Source organism: Streptomyces liliiviolaceus (assembly GCF_018070025.1).
GTDB classification, from domain to species: Bacteria; Actinomycetota; Actinomycetes; order Streptomycetales; family Streptomycetaceae; genus Streptomyces; species Streptomyces liliiviolaceus.
The window spans coordinates 4309873-4327178 of the sequence record NZ_JAGPYQ010000001.1 but is presented as its reverse complement, the minus strand read 5'-3'; the positions used below and the strand labels follow the sequence as shown (position 1 = coordinate 4327178).

The 17306-nt window shown below is 69.3% G+C and carries 19 protein-coding genes and 1 pseudogene; 11 read left to right on the top strand and 9 right to left on the bottom strand.

The window, feature by feature from the left end; genetic code table 11:
* Window positions 1-143: 143 nt before the first annotated feature.
* Window positions 144-413 carry a chaplin gene (locus J8N05_RS18970; protein ID WP_210890251.1) on the bottom strand — a complete coding sequence of 90 codons (270 nt, stop codon included), beginning with the start codon at window positions 411-413 and terminating at the stop codon, window positions 144-146.
* A gap of 249 nt (window positions 414-662) precedes the next feature.
* Here J8N05_RS18970 and J8N05_RS18965 point away from each other — a divergent pair, with 249 nt between their 5' ends.
* From J8N05_RS18965 to J8N05_RS18935, 9 genes and pseudogenes are all read left to right on the top strand, one after another.
* Complete coding sequence (locus J8N05_RS18965) at window positions 663-1079, top strand: ATP-binding protein (protein ID WP_210890250.1); 417 nt, start codon at window positions 663-665, stop codon at window positions 1077-1079.
* Between the two features lie 223 nt (window positions 1080-1302).
* Window positions 1303-2205 carry an ISAs1 family transposase gene (locus tag J8N05_RS18960; RefSeq protein ID WP_247706330.1) on the top strand — a complete coding sequence of 301 codons (903 nt, stop codon included), beginning with the start codon at window positions 1303-1305 and terminating at the stop codon, window positions 2203-2205.
* Window positions 2202-2414: a hypothetical protein gene (locus J8N05_RS47350; protein WP_247706329.1), complete on the top strand. Its 213-nt coding sequence runs from the start codon at window positions 2202-2204 to the stop codon at window positions 2412-2414. The genes J8N05_RS18960 and J8N05_RS47350 overlap by 4 nt, the downstream gene beginning before the upstream one ends.
* A gap of 391 nt (window positions 2415-2805) precedes the next feature.
* The gene (locus J8N05_RS18955; protein WP_210884305.1) at window positions 2806-3567 is read left to right on the top strand and encodes a hypothetical protein; all 762 of its coding nucleotides are present in this window, start codon (window positions 2806-2808) and stop codon (window positions 3565-3567) included.
* A 458-nt stretch (window positions 3568-4025) separates the two neighbouring features.
* The gene (locus tag J8N05_RS18950; RefSeq protein ID WP_210884299.1) at window positions 4026-5384 is read left to right on the top strand and encodes a hypothetical protein; all 1359 of its coding nucleotides are present in this window, start codon (window positions 4026-4028) and stop codon (window positions 5382-5384) included.
* Between the two features lie 154 nt (window positions 5385-5538).
* Window positions 5539-6063, top strand: coding sequence for a S1 RNA-binding domain-containing protein (locus J8N05_RS18945; protein WP_210884297.1), 525 nt, complete (start codon window positions 5539-5541; stop codon window positions 6061-6063).
* A gap of 177 nt (window positions 6064-6240) precedes the next feature.
* Window positions 6241-6468 (top strand): annotated as a pseudogene (locus tag J8N05_RS48140) (TetR family transcriptional regulator); the annotation flags it as partial.
* Window positions 6392-7045 (top strand): SbtR family transcriptional regulator, encoded by a 654-nt coding sequence (locus tag J8N05_RS18940; protein WP_407699972.1) that lies wholly within the window; start codon window positions 6392-6394, stop codon window positions 7043-7045. The pseudogene J8N05_RS48140 and the gene J8N05_RS18940, both read left to right, overlap by 77 nt.
* On the top strand, window positions 7024-7299 hold the full coding sequence (locus J8N05_RS18935) for a hypothetical protein (protein ID WP_210884296.1): 276 nt from the start codon (window positions 7024-7026) through the stop codon (window positions 7297-7299). The genes J8N05_RS18940 and J8N05_RS18935 overlap by 22 nt, the downstream gene beginning before the upstream one ends.
* Window positions 7300-7808: 509 nt before the next feature.
* On the opposite strand, the gene J8N05_RS18925 is transcribed toward J8N05_RS18935, so the two are convergent.
* Both J8N05_RS18925 and J8N05_RS18920 read right to left on the bottom strand, forming a co-directional pair.
* Window positions 7809-11204, bottom strand: a complete 3396-nt coding sequence (locus J8N05_RS18925) for a LysM peptidoglycan-binding domain-containing protein (RefSeq protein WP_210884295.1) — start codon at window positions 11202-11204, stop codon at window positions 7809-7811.
* Window positions 11205-11209: 5 nt separating this feature from the next.
* Window positions 11210-11653, bottom strand: coding sequence for a hypothetical protein (locus J8N05_RS18920; RefSeq protein ID WP_210884291.1), 444 nt, complete (start codon window positions 11651-11653; stop codon window positions 11210-11212).
* A 113-nt stretch (window positions 11654-11766) separates the two neighbouring features.
* Between J8N05_RS18920 and J8N05_RS18915 the strand changes: the two genes are divergently transcribed.
* Entirely contained in the window at window positions 11767-12300 is a 534-nt protein-coding gene (locus J8N05_RS18915; RefSeq protein ID WP_210884289.1) for a DUF4262 domain-containing protein, read from the top strand.
* 36 nt (window positions 12301-12336) lie between these two features.
* A complete protein-coding gene (locus J8N05_RS18910) occupies window positions 12337-12672 on the top strand; it encodes a hypothetical protein (RefSeq protein WP_210884287.1) in 336 nt (111 codons plus the stop codon).
* 20 nt (window positions 12673-12692) lie between these two features.
* Here J8N05_RS18910 and J8N05_RS18905 read toward each other — a convergent pair whose 3' ends face one another.
* The 6 genes from J8N05_RS18905 to J8N05_RS18880 are packed head-to-tail and all read right to left on the bottom strand — an operon-like array spanning window position 12693 to window position 17053.
* Window positions 12693-13208 carry a TadE/TadG family type IV pilus assembly protein gene (locus J8N05_RS18905; protein ID WP_210884285.1) on the bottom strand — a complete coding sequence of 172 codons (516 nt, stop codon included), beginning with the start codon at window positions 13206-13208 and terminating at the stop codon, window positions 12693-12695.
* On the bottom strand, window positions 13205-13621 hold the full coding sequence (locus J8N05_RS18900; protein WP_210884277.1) for a TadE family protein: 417 nt from the start codon (window positions 13619-13621) through the stop codon (window positions 13205-13207). The genes J8N05_RS18905 and J8N05_RS18900 overlap by 4 nt, the downstream gene beginning before the upstream one ends.
* A 2-nt stretch (window positions 13622-13623) precedes the next feature.
* Entirely contained in the window at window positions 13624-13830 is a 207-nt protein-coding gene (locus J8N05_RS18895; protein WP_210884275.1) for a DcrB/PsbP domain-containing protein, read from the bottom strand.
* A 51-nt stretch (window positions 13831-13881) separates the two neighbouring features.
* Window positions 13882-14781: a type II secretion system F family protein gene (locus J8N05_RS18890; RefSeq protein ID WP_210884273.1), complete on the bottom strand. Its 900-nt coding sequence runs from the start codon at window positions 14779-14781 to the stop codon at window positions 13882-13884.
* Entirely contained in the window at window positions 14778-15695 is a 918-nt protein-coding gene (locus J8N05_RS18885) for a type II secretion system F family protein (RefSeq protein ID WP_210884272.1), read from the bottom strand. Before J8N05_RS18885 ends, J8N05_RS18890 begins: the two co-directional genes overlap by 4 nt.
* Complete coding sequence (locus J8N05_RS18880) at window positions 15692-17053, bottom strand: CpaF family protein (protein ID WP_210884268.1); 1362 nt, start codon at window positions 17051-17053, stop codon at window positions 15692-15694. Before J8N05_RS18880 ends, J8N05_RS18885 begins: the two co-directional genes overlap by 4 nt.
* Window positions 17054-17306 lie beyond the last annotated feature (253 nt).

The following is a 17306-nucleotide window of genomic DNA, read 5'->3' as shown; positions in this document are numbered from 1 at the left end:
CGGCCGGGCGGATGCGACCGAGAGCCCGTCCGTTCGGCGCCGGCTTCACTGCACCGGCGCCGAACGGACGGGACCGCTCACACACCACACCGTCAGGTCAGGGCGTGCGTCTCACACCCTGCTGCGCTCAGAGGACGCAGCGGTCAGCGCCACATGCCTCCCTGGTGGTGGCCACCGTTGCTGCAGCTGTTACCGAAGGCCGGGTTGAGCAGGCCGATGATGCTGACGGTGTTGCCACAGACGTTGACCGGCACGTGGATCGGCACCTGAATCAGGTTCCCCGACAGCACACCTGGAGAGCCCACGGCCGCACCCTGCGCGCCACTGTCTGCGGAGGCCACGGCCCCGCCACCCAGAATGATGGAGCCGGCCGCAGCCAGCAGGGCGGCACTCTTGATGACACGAGACTTCATACGGACCTCTTTTTCGGTCGCTGCCGGCAGCCAGAGACCACCGGAATCACCGCGTACTGCGGCGATCACCGGTTATCCGTGTCGGTGGCCGGCGCGGATTGCTGCCGACCAAAGCATTCACCCCAAAAGAGCAATAGGCGACCGCACACCCACGACGCACGACTCGGCTGCCGTATTGGTGGCCTGCGCGGCAATCCAGCACAGCGACAGATACGGATCACAGGTAAGCGTGAAAGAAGATGATCTGTGATGAAAAACAAATGCGGAGACGTCATCAATGCCTCAGCCCGCTGCCTGAGTTCAGCCCGCCAGGGCATCCGCGAGAAGCTTGCCGGATGGGGAAGGAACGACATCGCCGACGATGCCGTGCTCATCGCCAGCGAACTACTGACCAACGCTTTCCGTCACGGCTCACCGCCGGTGCGTCTTGTGCTCACCCTTCAGAGCGCAGCCGGTAATCAGCGGCTGAGGATTGAGGTCACCGATGACGGCGCGGCCTTCAATACTGAAGTTGTCCGGGCGACTTGGCGGCACCCGTCCTTCGGCCTTGGCATAGGAGGCCGTGGACTCTGCCTCGTCGAGGAGCTCTCATGCGACTGGGGTGACCGACCCGTCAGCTCAGGCCACACGGTCTGGGCAGAACTTCCCTGCGGTACTACCCGGTGACCGGCGCCAGGGCTTGGGCGAGTTCCGGGGTCGGGCGGGCCGTGACCGGTTGGGGTGCATAGCAGAGCAGGCACGGGCTTCGTGATCATTGGGGTGTCGAAGCTCAACGATCATGAGGTGGCCCGTGCCTGCCGCTGCATCTTCTCTCATCCCGCCGGTGCTGGTGAAGCTGGGTCCGCTGGATGCCAGTCAAGTCGCTGACCTGCGGCCCTTTCTGGAGCGGGTGCCTGACCCGCGGGCGAGGCGGGGCCGCTGGTACTCGCTGACCGCGATCCTCCTCGTCTGTGCCTGCGCGGCCGTCTCCGGAATGAGGAGCGTGGATGAGAACGCCGAGTGGGCGGCACGGGCCTCGGACACCGTGCTGACGGCCGTCGGAGTCCGCCGGCATCCGCTCAGGTGGCGCCGTGCCCCCTCGCGGACCACGATCGGCCGCGTGCTCGCGGCCGTCGACGGTGACACCTTGGACCAAGCGGTCGGCGCCTACCTCACCGCCCGGAACACCGCGGGAACAGTCCCGGGTAAACGACTGGTGATCGCCGTCGACGGCAAGTCACTGCGGGGATCGGCCCGCCTGTCCGCCAGCCGCAGACACCTGCTCTCCGCCGTCACTCACCACCGGGCCCTGACCCTCGCCCAGGCCGAGGTCGGAACCAAGACGAACGAGACCGCGCACTTCCGGCCCCTGCTCGAACCGCTGGACCTGACCGGCACCGTCGTCACCTTCGACGCCCTGCACTCGGTCAAGGCGAACGTCACCTGGCTGGTCGAGACGAAGAACGCCCACTACATCGCCATGATCAAGCGGAATCAGCCGACCGCCCACCGGCAGCTCGCCGCCCTGCCCTGGCCTGACATCGCCGTCCAGCACACCGCTTCCTCTGCCGGACACGGCCGCCAGGAGTCCCGCTCGATCAAGACCTGCGGCATCGCCGACGAACTCGGCGGGATCGCCTTCCCCCACGGCCGCCTCGCTCTCCGCGTCCACCGACGCCGCAAACAGACCGGCGAGCGCGAGAGCCGCGAGACCATCTACGCCGTCACCAGCCTCGACGCCCACCAGACCACCCGGCCGAACTCGCCGCCGCCGTCCGCGGCCACTGGGCCGTCGAGGCCCTGCACCACGTGAGAGACGTGACCTACGCCGAGGACGCCTCCACCCTCCACACCGGCACCGCACCCCGCGCCATGGCCACCTTCCGTAACCTCGCCATCGGCCTGCTCAAAACCCTCGGAGCCGTCAACATCGCCAAGACCACCCGCGCAATCCGCGATCAGCCCGACCGAACCCTCCCACTCCTGGGCATCACCAACAACCCGGACGCTCAGGGAACTTGATCACGCCCTGACGCCGCGGTGCGTGAACTGGCCCTGGAGAAGGGCTTCGGGAACTTCAGCTACGTGTTCCCGATCGGCATCGACGCGGGCATAGGCGTCCACCGCGCCGCCCGAACGCTCAGGGACACCGCGCAGGCCATCCGCTGGCGCGGAGGACCGGTTCGCCGAGACCCACCGGGAGTTCATCGCACGGTTCCAGACGGCACCCACCGTCGCGCAATGGGCACTCTGGCTCCGCGACCATTACGGCATCTCCAACGGGGCCGGCGAGCCGCTTACCGAAGAGCAACTGGAGCCGCTCCTGCTCGTCCTTCAGCACCGCTACGAGGTCGCCGACGGGCAGACGGCCGTCGGGGAAGCGCCGTCAGACCTGTCGTGGTCCGAGTACTTCGTGGGCGCCTGTCACCGCTACGAGCAGGAATACGGCGTCCACCCCGACGCGGACAACCTCGCGTCGTACGTGTACGAGCGGGACGTCGTCACGGGCGCCGGTGGCCGGCGCCTCACCGGCGAAGACCTCAAGGAGTTTGTCGCGCGTTTCCAGGAGCGCGAGTTTGCCCGACCCGAGCCTCACACGCAGATCACGGCAGCTGGTCCGGCCGAGCAGAAGGCCGCTGAGCGCAAGGCGGTAGAACCCGAACCACAGCAGGCGCCCCCCAAGGGTGCGGCCCGAGCGACCAGGGAGCCGGTCGGCCTCCACGTGAGCACTGCCATCGACACCCCGCCGCCCTCAAGAGAGAAGGGGCAGGCGGCTGCCGCAACTGCTGGACTCACCACCGTCGACCGGTACTACCTGGCGTGGTCGGAGTTCCAGACGCGTCGCGGCCACGGACTGCAGTCCTCGACGAAGGAGGCTGAGCGACTGTCCGCCTACCTTGCGGAGGAAAAAGGCATGAAAGGCCGAGGGGCGGAGCCCGTCAGCCCCTCCAACCTGCGTCGCTATCTGCTGCCCTTCCGCCTCTACAACCTCTGGGCCGAGCAGCGGGCGCGCGGCGGCACTGTATCGCTTGATGCCATTGCGCAGGAGTGTGCACGGCAGGGGATCACTGCGCAGCACAACAAGCCCATCACCACTGCCTATCTGGTCGGCCAGGTCGAGGACTTCACACGGCGTTGGGAGGCTCTCACCCGCCACCGGGCGCCGACAGAGTAGTGACAGGGCAGTCGCCGTCCCATGTTGCAACGGCGGTTTCCGCCGCCCTCGGTAGGCTGCGCTATCAACGGCCTCGTCTGACAGTGCCTCGAACGCGATGACCAGGTGACGTTCGCCTACCGTGGCAAGCCAGCCCGCACACCAGAGGGACGAATGGGCCGTGTCCGGCTGGTGGAGATGGCAGCCTACGAGAGGAGCATAGAGCGGCGCCTTCGCACTGGGCCTGCCGTCGCCTGGCTCAGCGTCCGAAGGCCGAAGAGGACCGTGACGCTCTCCTGCCCTTCCCCGGAGACCGGCAGCGGCGCCGGCTCACCGACGTGATCAGTGCGATGTACGGGTCGCACGCCTGGGTCGAGCGTTTGGCAGTGCGAGCGGGTTTGCATGCGGCGGAAGGATCGAGCACCCTTGTGCGCTCGGTGCCGTCGGGTGTCTTCGGCAGGGGCGGCTAGGTTGTGCGGATGACGAGCCTTCAGCACCCTCAACTGTCCGGCCTGGGGCGGAATCCAGCCGCCCCTCAGGACGTGCAGGTGCGCCTGGCGGCGCACCGGGCCGGGCGGCATGGGCTGGTGGCGCGGCACGGCCTGCTGGCGGACGCCGTGGTCGAGGCGTTGCTGGCGTCTGGCGACCACGACACCGCGGTGCGGCTTCACGGGGAGCGAGTCTCTGAAACGATGCGTCGCCGCATCGCCGAGCATCCTGATCCCGCGATCCGCGACGCGTACACGAACTTCGTGCGGAACATGGTCGAGTGCGGGGTGACGCTCGGCATTGATGACCTGGAAGAGGCTTACGGCCGGCCCCGGACCGCACTTGCAGGCGCACCGAGTCCGATGCTGCGGGCCGCGGTCGCGGGAACCTGGCACGACCGGCCCCTCGACATACAAGTAGGACTGCTCGCCGACCCGGACGAGCGGGTGCGCGCAGCCGCCACCGAACGCAGCCAACCAGGCGTCCCGCCAGCATGGCGGGACCGCTGCCTCGCTGACCCCGCGATGCGCGTGAACGTGTCGCACTACATCCCCCTCACGTCGGACCAGTTCGTCCACCTCATGCGCAGCGGGGACGAGGAGGTCCACCAGGCTGTCGCCGGTAACCCGCATCTGTCGGCCGAGATGGCCGCCCGGCTGCTGGAGATCGACAACCCGCTGGTACGTCTCACGGTGGCCAACAGCCGCCACGTCGACGCCGAAACCCGGGACCGACTCCATACACGCGTCGCAGCCGAACGCGCGGCAGGAAACATCGAGGCCGAGATGCTGGACTGGAATACGGCCAAGCCGGACTGGCTGCGCGACGCGCCCCTCAGTGAGCGGATGACCTACCTCGACTGTCCGCACGCCGCGTTCCGACACGTACTGGCCTCCTGCCGTGACCTGCCCGAGGAAGCCTGGCGTCGGTTGGACGACGATCCGGATCTCGCCGTTCGGCGTGCTGCTGCCCGTCGGCCGGACGCTCCGGCGGAAGTCCTGGAGCAGCTGGTGCGCGCTCATGGCGACGTATTCCACATTCGCGCGCGACTCGTCGACCATCCCAACTTCCCTCGTCACAGGTTGCGTACGTTCGCCGACGAACCGAGCCCGTATGTGCGCTACGTCGCACTGCAGGACCGGGAGCTACCCGCGAAGGTCCTGGACCAACTCGCCCTCGAAGCCGAGCCGTTTCTGCGACGCGGGGTCGCCCGGCACCCCAACACCCCGGAAACACTTCGGAAGCGACTGCTGTCGGATGAAGACCCCGAGGTCGTGGACGACGCAGCCGCCAACTCCTTGCTGCCTCTGGCGACGATGTACCGGATCCTCGCCGCCGCCGGCCTGTGACACCAACCGGTGCGAGACACGCGCGCAGCTGGCTTCACCGATGAGTCGTGGCCCCACCCAACAACGAGTTTTGGCCCCACCTTCAGGCCGCTCTGCCGCCTCTCTCGCGCTGTTCCGACGTGAGAGTCCTGGCCGTTGACGATGGGGTGGCGGTATGGCGGAGACGGCAGGCCGAGGTGGCTGGACGGTCCTGGAGACGCTGGAGCGGGGCCAGGTCTGCAAAGGGGTGGTGTCGTCCATCGAGAGGTTCGGCGCGTTCGTCGACATCGGAGGATTCCACGGACTGGTGAACGCAGCCGAGTTGACCTGGGCTCATCACTTCGAGGCGGTGTCGGACATCGTGGAGGTCGGACAGGAGGTCACCATCGTGGTCCTGGACGTCGATGTCGAGCGGGAACGGGCTTCCTTTTCGCTGAAGGCGCTTTATCCGGATCCGCTTGAGGAGTTCGCTCGCGTTCAGTTCGGTCGCCTGATTCCGGGCCGTGTGGAGAGGGTCGTGAGGATCGGAGCGTTCGTGCAAGTCCACGAGAATTTCGCGGGACTGGTTCCGATCCATGAGCTCGCAGAGCGGGATGCGGATCAGCCTGAGAGCGTCTTGCAGATTGATGATGAGGCCATGGTCGAAGTTGCTGGCATCAACCTGCATAGACGCCGGATCCTGCTGTCCCTCCGCTCGTGATGGGTTGCCGTCTCACGGCGGCATAATCTGTGTCAAGCCGCAGGTCATCATGTGTCCGTCGCCCCTTACGGACCTCACGCCGGTGAACTCCGTACCGCTCTGCCAGCAGACGGATCGACAGGTCCTCGATCCGGTGATCCCGTCGGTTCGCGGCGTATAGCTGAACTTTGGACTTCGATGCTCGCATCCGTGCCCCCTCAGCGAATCGAGTCCGGCGGGCGGGGCGAAGCCCGTTCCGTCGTGAGCAGGCCCGCGCGCGCCGACGCCCGCCGCAACTTCGACGCACTGCTTTCCGCCGCCCGTGGGAATTTCGCCGCCGAGGGCGCCGATGCCTCGCTGGAGGGGATCGCTCGGCAGGCCGGGGTCAACATCGCGACCCTCTACCGCAACTTCCCCACACGCCAGCATCTGTTCGAGACCGTCTATCTGGACGAGGTCGAAGCCCTGGCCCGTATGGCGGCCGAGCTGGTGGTCAGTCTGGAGCCGTGGGACGCCCTGGAGCTGGCTGCGCCAGTTCCTCAGCTACGCGACCACCAAGAAGGCCATCTACGACGCCATCGCCCACCGCACGGAGATGCTCGCGACCGGCCGCGACATGATCCACGCGGCGGGCCGCCGGCTCCTGGAATGTGCCCAGGCCGCCGGCGCGGCCAGGCCCGACGTGACAACGACGTGCTCTTCCTGGTCAACGGCGTCAGCGGGGCGAACTTCGTCCAGGAGGCGCAACGGGACCGTGTACTCGCCATGGCCCTGGACGGCATCAAAGCCCATGGCTGAGCAGCACGAGCGGGAAATCTACGAAGCCCCTCCCGGGATCGACTGTCCGTCGAAGAGCGCGCCGATTTTCTCGGGGACACCATGTTGTGGCCCACGTGGCGTGGAGGGCTCACCGATAGTGCAGTCCGAGGCGCCTGGCAGGATGTCCGCGCTCTGTTCTTCGTATAGTGGGAGATCGTTCCGATGCCTGTATACCCGTCGCTGACCCACGCTCTGGCGGAGGCTTTGGTGGATGTCCTCTGGTTCGTTGAGGGGTGCGAGGACGAACAGATAGATCCGGATGACGCGGTCACGGTCTTGGAGGGCGTCGCCCATCTGGTGACGCAGCTGTCGAGTGATCAGCGAAGCGAATTCATCGACCTGCTCAGTTCGATGGCTGCGGAGGAGGCCGATCCTTCGCGCCTTGCGTTCCTGGAGAACTTCCCTGAAGGTTTCGGATTTTCCGAGGACGACTCCTGACCTGGGATCGATGAGGGCAGGACGCGCGTGCGGAGGAGTTCGAATCCTGCGCAGCCGAACATCTGGCGTTTGAGCATCTTGATCCACTTGAGGTGGCCTTCTACGACGCCGGAATTCCAGGGCAGGGGGAGGCTGGCGATGACAGCGTCGAGGTCGCGCAGGAGGTGCTGGGCAAAGGGGCGGAGGCTGGGTAGTTCGGTGGCGGTGTCAACTTTTCCGATTCAGTCGGGGAGCCGGTTGCCGGGAAGGTGGGTGAGCGTGCGGCCGAAGAAGTGCACACGCTCGGTGAGCGGCGTCCGTTCAGGGCAGCTGGCTAGGGCGGTTTCGATCTGGATCCGGTCACCTTCCGGCGGGGCCTCGGCGGGCGAGAGGATTCGGCGTGTGGCCCCGTGGGGTGATGGCGGCCGGGCAACGACGGGTTGAGGCGTGCCGCGGCAACTTCTGCTGGGGCAGCTGCGGGGACCACCCTGTTCCGTAACCTCCCCCACAGTTTCCACGTGTTGGCGGGTTCAGAGTGGGGTGCTGCGGCGGCTGGGACCACCGAGTAACTCACTGATGAGCTGTTCGGTCTCCGTCTCCAGCGAGCAGTCCAGCATGTGGTTGATCTGTTGGACGCGGGCGATGACGGTGTGCAGCCCTGAGCGGTTGCCCGCTGCGGCTTCGATTCTCATGTTGTTGCGGTACAGCAACTCCGCGGTGTCGTCGACGTCGAGGCCAGTCGCGACGGCCCGGCGCGCCGCACCGAGGTCGCGGTACGGACCCGGTTCGGTGCGGTGGGTGGCCACGGCGTGTGCGACGTCGATGATGCGGGTGGTCATCTCCTGCTGGTAAGGCTCGGCCCAGGGGAGGGGCCTGTTGCCGAACGGCCGGCCCCGGACCAGAGCGAGCGCGTTCTCCAGATCCGGCAGCCCCTCCAGGCCCAGGGGCAGGGCGTGCTCGACGAGTTGGAGGAAGCGGGTCCAGTCGCACCGCACGCCGGGGGAAAGCCGGTAGGGGGCCTCGCCCGAGCTGCGGCGTGGCACGTAGGGCTGGCCAGCCAGGTCGTTGCCCAGGCAGCGGCGCAGTCCCTGCAGCCGGGCGTTGAGGGTGCTTGTCGTCCACGGGTGGACAGGGTCCATGTCGGAGCACAGGACGTCTGCGCTGCGCCCGGGCCGGAAGAAGAGCAAGGCGGCAAGCTGTGCCATCCGGGGGCCGTGGCCGGTGCTGTCCACGCCGGTCACCTTGACCGGGCCCAGCACCTGGATCTCCGGAGCGTGCGGGCCGTGTGCCTCGCCCTCGCCCCCCTCTACGGCCGGACTGCCCTGGGCGGACTCCTCCCGCGCGTCGCCAACCCCGGCCTCGTCAACGCCGGGCGCCTTCGCGAGCGACGGGAGCCCTACCTCGCTGCCCGGGCCGCTCCCGGCGGCGGGCGGATGCTCCGTCCTTGCGGTGGGCAGGCGAAGTCCGGACGGGCCCGTGGTGGCGGCGAGCAGGGCTTGGAAGATCTCGCCGCTCGCGTCCGCCTCCCATGAGGAGCTGGTGGCGGCAGGTGGGCTGGGCGCCTGGCGAGTTGGCTCGGCGGGCTCATGCCCTCTGACGGTCTCCTTGGGGACCCCCTTCCAAGGACCCTCGGCCGCGTGCGGCGGCTGCCCGGACACCTTCAACGCGTTGATGATCTGCCGATAGGCGGCGTGTTCCAGGCGCTGCACGGTGATCTCGGCGCCGGCGTAGCCGAGGGGCTGCGGCTCACTGCGCGAGGCGTTGAGGACCTCCGCCTCGGGGAAATGCGCGGCCGTCGAGGACGCGGGAGCCACCAGAGCGACGGGGACCGTCCCTGCCTTGTCGATGACGTCGGCGAACGCCCAGGCTATGTCCGCATCCAGAGCCGAGGCGCACAGCAGCAGATACGGCTGATGACGGGTCTGCGGCAGCTGGTGGGCTTCCAGCAGCCGTTCGCTCAGATCCCGCAGCGCGTGCGCGGGGTGGCGCACGTGGGCGACCCGTGCGGTGGGCAGCAGATGCGGCAGGTCCTCGCCGAACCCAATGGCGATGATCTCGACCTCGTTCGCCCATGGGCTCATGCCGACCTCGAGGGCGAGGGCGGCGCACACCTCGGTGATGTGGAGCGGGTCGCCGTCGAGCAGCAGTGTGCGCAGCTGGGGCAGGTTCACCAGCAGGAGGTCACCGTCGTCGGTGCTGCCGAGGGTCACCAGCCCCGGATACGGCGGCGCCACCCCGCGTGCGGCCCCGTCGTCCAGGAGCTCGGCGTCTTCCGACAGCGCCCACCAGCCCTCGCGTCCGGCGGTGAACGGCGTCGGCGCCTCCACGGTGAGATCGTCGGGCAGCACCTTCACCGAGCGCGCGCCGATTCGTACGGCCCGCAGTGCGGGCGCAGGTGCGCCGTCTATCAGGTGATGGGCCAGCGTCCGCAGGGCCGCATCCAGACGGGACGGCCTGCCAGACTCGGCGGCGGCCGCCAGCTGCGCTTCGGCCGGCGCAGTCTCCGACGCGATCGCGATCGTCTCGCCGGGTTTGCGGCGTCGGCGTTGCAGCATGCGGCGCGTGGCGAGGGCACCGGTCACGGCGGCGGCCAGCAGCGCACCGGCGCCGAGCACCAGCCGCAGCCGCGGTGCCTGATCGTCGGGCGACGACGCGGGCGGCTCGGACGCCGGCCTCGTAGGCGGTGCCGCTCCGGCCGAGGCGCCCGATGAAGGCGCGGACGACGCACTGCTGCTGGATGACGGTCCGGCAGCCACACCCTGGCTCTGGCTGGGCCGCTCGGCCGGACCGCGCGACTCGCTCGGCGCGGGAGAGGTCGCTTCCGGGGTGGCGGACCGGCTCGGTGCCGTCAACTGGCCACGACCCGCGGCGCCCGGATCCCGCTCTGCGCCGTCCTCGCGCGGGGGAGCGGAGTCCCTATTGCCGGAGCCGTCATCCGTGTCTTGTCGGGGATGAGCGGGTTGCCCGGGTGCTGCCCCGGGCACGGCGATTTGCTGCCCTGGATAGATCAGGTCCGGATCTGTGATCCTCGGCAGGCCGTCGGGCTGCGGTGTGCCCCGGTTGGCCTCGAACAACTGCGGCCACTTATTGCCGTCGTGGAGTTCCTCGGCCGCGATCCGGGAGAGGGAATCGCCGGGCTCCACGGTGACGAGCGCCCCCTCCTGGTCCGGCGCAGCGTTCCGCACAGTGGAGGCGAACTGCGTACGGAGGCCGGAGTCGGGCGTCTCGCTGAGTATCCCGGCGTGCCCGGGCACCCGCAGGGTCGTGCCTTGCGGCACGACCGTGGCGGTGGTGGGCACCTCGGGGTTGAGGCGCTGCAGTTCGGTGGAGCGGGCGCCATCTCCCAGGAGCTGCTCGGCCAGTTCCCACCATGTGGTGTCCTCCGCGCCTACGGTGAACTCCCGGACCTTCCCGGCCGGTGCCGTCTTCTCCGACGCCTCGCTCGGGGCGGGGACGCTTGGCTGACTGTTCGTCGCCTGGTCGGCCGGGGGCGCATGGAGGGCGGTGGCAGCGGGCGCCGGGGTGACCGCACTGGCCGCGGCGGCGGGTGTGGCCAGCACGATGCTGCCCAGCAGGAGCCCGGCCAGCTGCTGACCGGCCGCCAGGCCCGGAAGCCGCGGTGTGGTCCGCCGGGCCAGGACGGCGATGACCTCGATCAGGACGGGGACCACCAGCCACAGCCACGCGATCCACGCCGCCACGGTCATGGTGGCCAGCAGCCCCGATCCGTCCTCGTCCGGGCGCAGCAGCATCTCGCGTGCCGCGTCCAGCGTCGGCACCGCCGCGGGCAGCGTGCCGGCGGCCAGCAGCAGCGCGGGCACGCCGCCGAACAGCGCGGTCAGCGCGGCGAGCGCGAGCAGGCCGCGTACGACAGCGCGAGGCCCGCCGCTGCCGCGGTGGTGCACGGGGGCGGGGGAGTGGGGCATGCGGGTCAGCCTCCGGGGCGGTGGAGCAGGGTGGCAGCGCCGTGTCCCGTCAGCGGCACCTCGCCGACGCCGATCAGGGACGCGAAGTAGGGCTGGTAGGTGGCGTGCACGGTCACCGTCAGGCTCTGCCCGTCCTCGGCGACCGCGACGTCACCGTCGACGCCCTCACGACGGAGGAAGGCGCGGGCGGCTGCCTGTGCGGCGTCCGGGTCGACCACGAGGGCCTCCCCGGTGATGGCCTGTCCCGGATCGATCTGCTGGGCGCCAGCCCGGGTGGCCTCCTGCGCGAGGTAGTCAGCCTCGGACATACGGTTCAGGGCCAGCCCGCCGTCGACGACCAGGCCGATGATCAGGAACGCGATCAGCACGGTGCCCGCGTAAAACAGCTCCAGCCCGCCCCGGTCCTGGCAACTGCCGTGCAGGCGAAGGCGCCGACGCCACCTGGTCATGTGCCACCCCGTGTCGGAGAAGTCGCCAGTTCGGCAGCCATCGCCACCCCGTCGAAGTGACCAAGCCCCTCCCGCCGCCCCTGCGGCCAACCCATCCCCGTAACCTCACGGCTATGCCCGCCGGTCACACCGCCTGCCACTGCGTCGTCTGCCAGGACGTCAACGAACTGGACCCCCGTACCCAGTCGACCGTCGACACCATCCATCAGCACGGCTGGCAGGTCATGATGATTCCCGCCGACGACCAGGGGCCGGGCTGGGCCTACACCATCGGCCTGTGGCACCAGCACCGGATACCCGAGCTGGCACTGTTCGGCCTGGACATTTTGGGGATGCAGGCACTCCTCAACGACCTTGCGAAGCGGGCCAGTGAGGGGCAGCTGCTGGAAGCCGACCATGAGCGGCATGACGTCGCGAACGTCCCGGTCGTCCTCAAACCCGTCGACTACCGCTGGTACAAGGCGTTCTTCGGCACCGCGATCAGCTACTACCGCAAGCCACCGTTCCCGTTCCTCCAGGTCGTCTGGCCCAACCGCGACGGATCCTTCCCCTGGCAGCCCGGTGGACAGGACCTCCTGGAACTCCAGCCCCGCCTGTCGCTGCCCCCCGACGAACACCCCGTGGGGATCTGGACGCAGGACCTGTGACGAGGCCGCCGCCACGCCATCCGGGACAATGACGGCATGACGCGCTGGTTCCGCAGCTACTGGGCCGAGGACAACACCTGGTTCTACTTCGAGGTCGATGCCGACGGCTGGGTCACCCGTCAGGTCGAACTCCAAGGCCCCCTCGAGAAACCCGTCACCGCAGTCGCGTCGGCCGAATGGGAAGCTGCCCGGCAGGCTGGAACCCTCGCAGACTACGAAGCGATGTTCGGTGCCACAGCGGAGGTTCCCGTCCACGAGTGGGACGCACACGAACCGCAAGACCTTACCGCCGGAGAGTTCGAGATTATCTGGCTCACAGCGCGGGCAATCTGCCAAGCAAAAGCTCGAACACGCTCGACTCGCGATGCATGAACGCAAGCATTCCCGCGCGGTCACTGCTCAGCCCCCACACGTCGGTTCGTACTCCACGACACTTCAGAACTTGCCAACCCATCGCCTCTGCTTGACCAGGTGTCCACGACGGACGTCCTCCTGCTGGTGAGCGTTTTCGACCCGGCGACGCCGGGCAGCGCCAGTTCGCTCAGCGGCGCGGTGCACGAGACGGTGGCCGTCACCCGGGCGGCCTGCCCGACTGGCGCGGCGAGTCCGCTGGTGTCCAACTCGACGCGGATCGCGGCGCAGCGGATGCCTGAGGTGGCCAGACTGCTCTGCGCGGCCCGCCGCGCGGCCGCCTCGCCTAACGCCGGGTCGCCGGCCAGGGACGCGGTGCGCGCGGCATCCCTGGCGGCCGCGTCGGCGGCGCCCTCGGCCAGCGCCACTCGCCCGCAGGCGATCGTCAAGCCGATCAGCATCAGTGCCACGGGCACGAAGATGGCTGTGGTCAGCGCGGCACTTCCGCAGTCACGATCACGATCCCACCGGCTGGGCCACCGCCCTCGGCAGGTCATGGCCGGAACTTCTCGACGGGAGCCTTCACGCTCTGGTGGACGTGCCCGCTCCATCCCGGCACCAGATTGATCACGCTGCCCTCCACGGAGACGCTGACGGTCTCGCCGTCATCGCGGACCTGTACAGACGCGCCGTTCAGGGAGCCGCCCATCCGGGCCAGGAATGCGGCGGCCGCCGCCTTGCCCGCGCCCGGTGCGGCGTTGTAGGCCCGCTGCGCGTCCACGGCCTCCTGGGCTGCGTGGTGCGCCACCGACCGGCCGTGGAACCAGAGACCGCCCTGGATGAGGGTGAACAGCAGCAGGAACGCGAGGGGGACGACCATCGACATGTCCAAGGCGGTGGAGCCGCGATCCTGCCTCCACCACGGTCTGCCGGCGAGGTACGACTGCGGCCGTACGCGTGTCGCCGGCATGGTCAAAAGCCCAGTATCTGGGCGGCCTTCTCGCCGACCGTGGTGTTGGCCGCGGCGTACACGACGCCGACCATCGTTCCCCCGGCAACAAGGATCAGAGCCCACTCGGTGGCCGAAGCGCCACGGTCCTGCACCTGAGCCCGGGCCACGGCGCCGTGCCGGCGCAGCGCGTCCAGCAGACGGCAGAAGCGGCTTCGTACGGTGTGCATGGTTTCCTCCTGAGGTTCATGGCGCTCACTCGACGCAGCAGTGGGTGCAGGTCAGAACGACAAGATGCGGACGAGGGCCGGGGCCAGAAGCAAGACGGCCATCAGGAAGACGATCGCCAGCGACGGCACATGCATCTTCTCCGTGGCCACGTTCGCCCTCTCCTTGCGGTCCGCGAGCAGACCCCGCCGTACGACCTCGGCCTGGGCTCCCAACTGGTCGTAGACCGCGGCCTGTTCCTCACCGGCGAGAGACAAGCTGGCCGACAGGCGGGCGATGTCGGGCACGCCGAGCTCGGCGCCGAGCCGGCCGAGCGCATCCCACGGGCTGAGGCCGGCGAGGCGGGCGTGCTCGACGGTGTCCCGGATACGGACCGCGGCAGGGCCGTCCCCCGACTCCACGGCCCGGGCGAGAGCCTCGGCCGCGCCGGCATCGGAGTTGCGGGCCAGGGCGACGCGCTCCAGCACGGACGCGATGTAGTAGCGGTACTCACGGCGTGCGTCGGTGGCCTGGTCACGGACGTCGTCCAGGCACTTGACCACCATGAACAAGGCGACGCCCACCCCGGCGGCCGCCGGAATGACGAACGGCAACGCCAGCCCGCCCACCCGCAGCAGAAACAGGATCCACTGCGGGATGAGGAACCCGCCCAGCGCATACAGGGCGCAGCGGCCCAGCAGTGAGGCGGGAGCCATCTTCAGCAGGCTCAGGTCCCGGGCGGGCAGCCGGGTCACGAACGCATCGGTCTCCATCAGCCGGGCACCGACCCGCTCCGCCCACCCCGCGGACCCCTTCGCCACCCTCCTCGTGGACGCGGCACGTGGGGCCGGAGCGTGCGTACGGTCCAGGACCTGATCGAGCGGGGTCCGCTGGGGCAGCAGGCTGCGCACCGCGAGCGTGCCACCGAGCGCGGTCACGGCGCCCAGCATCATGCCGGGGGCGGACACACTCATGCCTCCTCACCTTCTATCTCCTTCGCCCGTTCCTCGGCGGTGAGCAGGGTGCGCGGCTCGTCCTCCAGCACGGCCATGCGGCGCAGCCACAGCAGCGATGCGACGAACAGCACCCCCACCACCAGCAGCCCGAGCTGGCCGGAAGGGGTCGCGAACGGCTGTGCGTAGGAGCCGTTGACGAGGATCACCGTGACTACGGTGATCGCGAACAGGGACACCCGCCGGGCCTCGGAACGGGCCTTGGCGCGTTCGGCGTCGATGTCCCGCAGATCCGCGCTCTGCCGGGCCACAAGGGCGGCCTGTGCGGACAGCGCGCGTGCCAGGCCCGGGCCGCGACTGGTGAGGTGATCAATGAACAACTGGGCGATGTCGTCGCCGATCCGGCTGCCGAGGTCATCGGCCAGTTCACGGTAGGCGCGCCGCGCCGGCATCCCGGACCTCAGCCGGTCGGCCAGCCGGCCGACGGGCCGCTCCAACAGCGCAGGGACCGTGTCCAGATCCACGATCGTGGCCTCCAGCGGCTTACCGCCGGCCCGCACACTGGCGAGCTGCTGCAGCCACTCCGCGATCGCCTCCAGCCGGGCTATCTCCGCACGGCCCGAACCACCCGGATACAGCACGAACGGCAGCCCGGCCACCGCCGCGAAGGCGAGCAGCCCGTGCACGGGCCATCCCGTGACCGCCCACATCAGGGCACCCGCGCCCGCCGCCCCGGCCAGCAGCAGCCGGTAGTTGTCCCGCCAGCCGGGCGGCAACTCCTCAACCGCCCGCACCAGGCGGCCCCGTATCCGGCCGCGCCGGGACCGCCGTGTGGCGGGCCGCCAGCCGCGCAGTGCGGCGACGATCCCGGTCAGGCCCAGGGCCACCACCACGCCGGCGAACATGCCGAGGGCGGACAGGTAGGAAGAGATCATGCGGCACCTCCCGCCCGGTGCAGCGGCCGCCACTGTCCGCTTGGGTAGTCGACCAGCCAGCGCCGGTGGAAGCCCTTACGTTCTAGCTTGCGCATCCGGCGCTCGTTCATCGGCGTCCGGGTAGGCATTGCGCGCATCTCGCCCTCGTCCTCGCGCGGCGCGAAGAGCTGCGACAACGCCACACCGCCGCCTTCGCCGCGGCCGGCCGTCTCCCACACGTGGGAGACGAACCGGTGCACCGTGCCGCCCCGGTCGGTCTCGTCGATCGCGTCGACGTACACGATCAGATCGATGGCCGCGCCAATCAGCCGGTAGGAGGCCTGGTCGCTGAGCCCGGCCCGGGCCAGCGGCACCATCAACCGGCCGATGACGGCCTCGGGGTCCTTGGCGTGCAGCGTGCACATCGAGCCCGCACCGCCCGCGATCATCGCCTCCAGCATGGCCACCGCCTCCTGGCCGCGGACCTCGCCGACCATGACCCGGGTGGCCTTGTACCGCAGCGAGACGGGCACCAGGTCGGCGAGCGTGACCTGCCCGGCGGCGCCCTTTTCGCCGTTGCCCTGCCGGGTGCGGAAAGCCAGCACGTGCGCGTGCCGGTCCGGGGCGTCGTAGTTCAGCCGCAGCTCCGGTTCGCTCTCCAGCGTCGCCAGCCGTTCATGCGCGGGGACTTCACGGCCCAGGGCCCGCATCAACGTGGTCTTCCCCGTCGCCATGTCGCCCGCGATGATGATGGACAGTCCGGCTTTCACCGCCGCGGACAGGAACGAGGCGACGACCGTGTCGACGGCACCCCACGCCTCCAGGTCGGCGAGGGTGGCCGCTTCCGCCACGTGGCGGCGGATCGCGATCGTCACGTCGTCGGTCAGCAGCGTGGCCGCCACACGCGAGCCGTCCGGCAGATCGAACTCCACTGTGCCGGTGGCGTACGACAGCAGCCGCTCACCATGCCCGGACGTCGCGGCCATCTGGTTGACCCACTCCACAGCCTGCGCCCTGCCGGAGAACGGCGAGCGGACCCGTTCCCGTGGTGTGCCGTGGGAGTCGATGTACATCCAGGCGCCGTCGACCAGGACGTCCTCCACACCCGGCCGGTCAAGGATCCGCTGCAGCGCACCTGCCAGGAAGATCAGGTTGAACACCTCGGTGCGGACGCGCTCCAACTCCTCGCCCGACAGCGGCGGGTTCGTCAGCGACCACTTTTGGGCCCACTGGGCGACCCGGGAGCGCACCCTCGCGCGCACGGCCTCCTCCAGGTCCTTGGCAGCCAGCGGGGCACCGGTCTGGCGCCGGTCCTTCTTGACCGGGTCGACGTCCTCGGCGACCTGCTGCCGCAGCTGAGTGATTTCGCCCCAGGGCACTGGAAGAGCTCCGGGCAGCGCAGCCGGCGCGGTGATATTGGCAGGACCGGCCCCCGGCGGGGCATGCACCTGTCCCGGACCTCCCAACGATGCCGGAACCATCGGAGCAGGACCTCCCGACGATGCCGGGAGCACCGGAGCAGGAACCGGATGCGGAGGATGCGCGGGCGGGCGGGCTGCGGCGTGGTCGGCCAGCAGACCTCCCAACCGGGTGGCCACGTCTCGTTTGTTGACTCCGCCTAGGCCTGGCTGC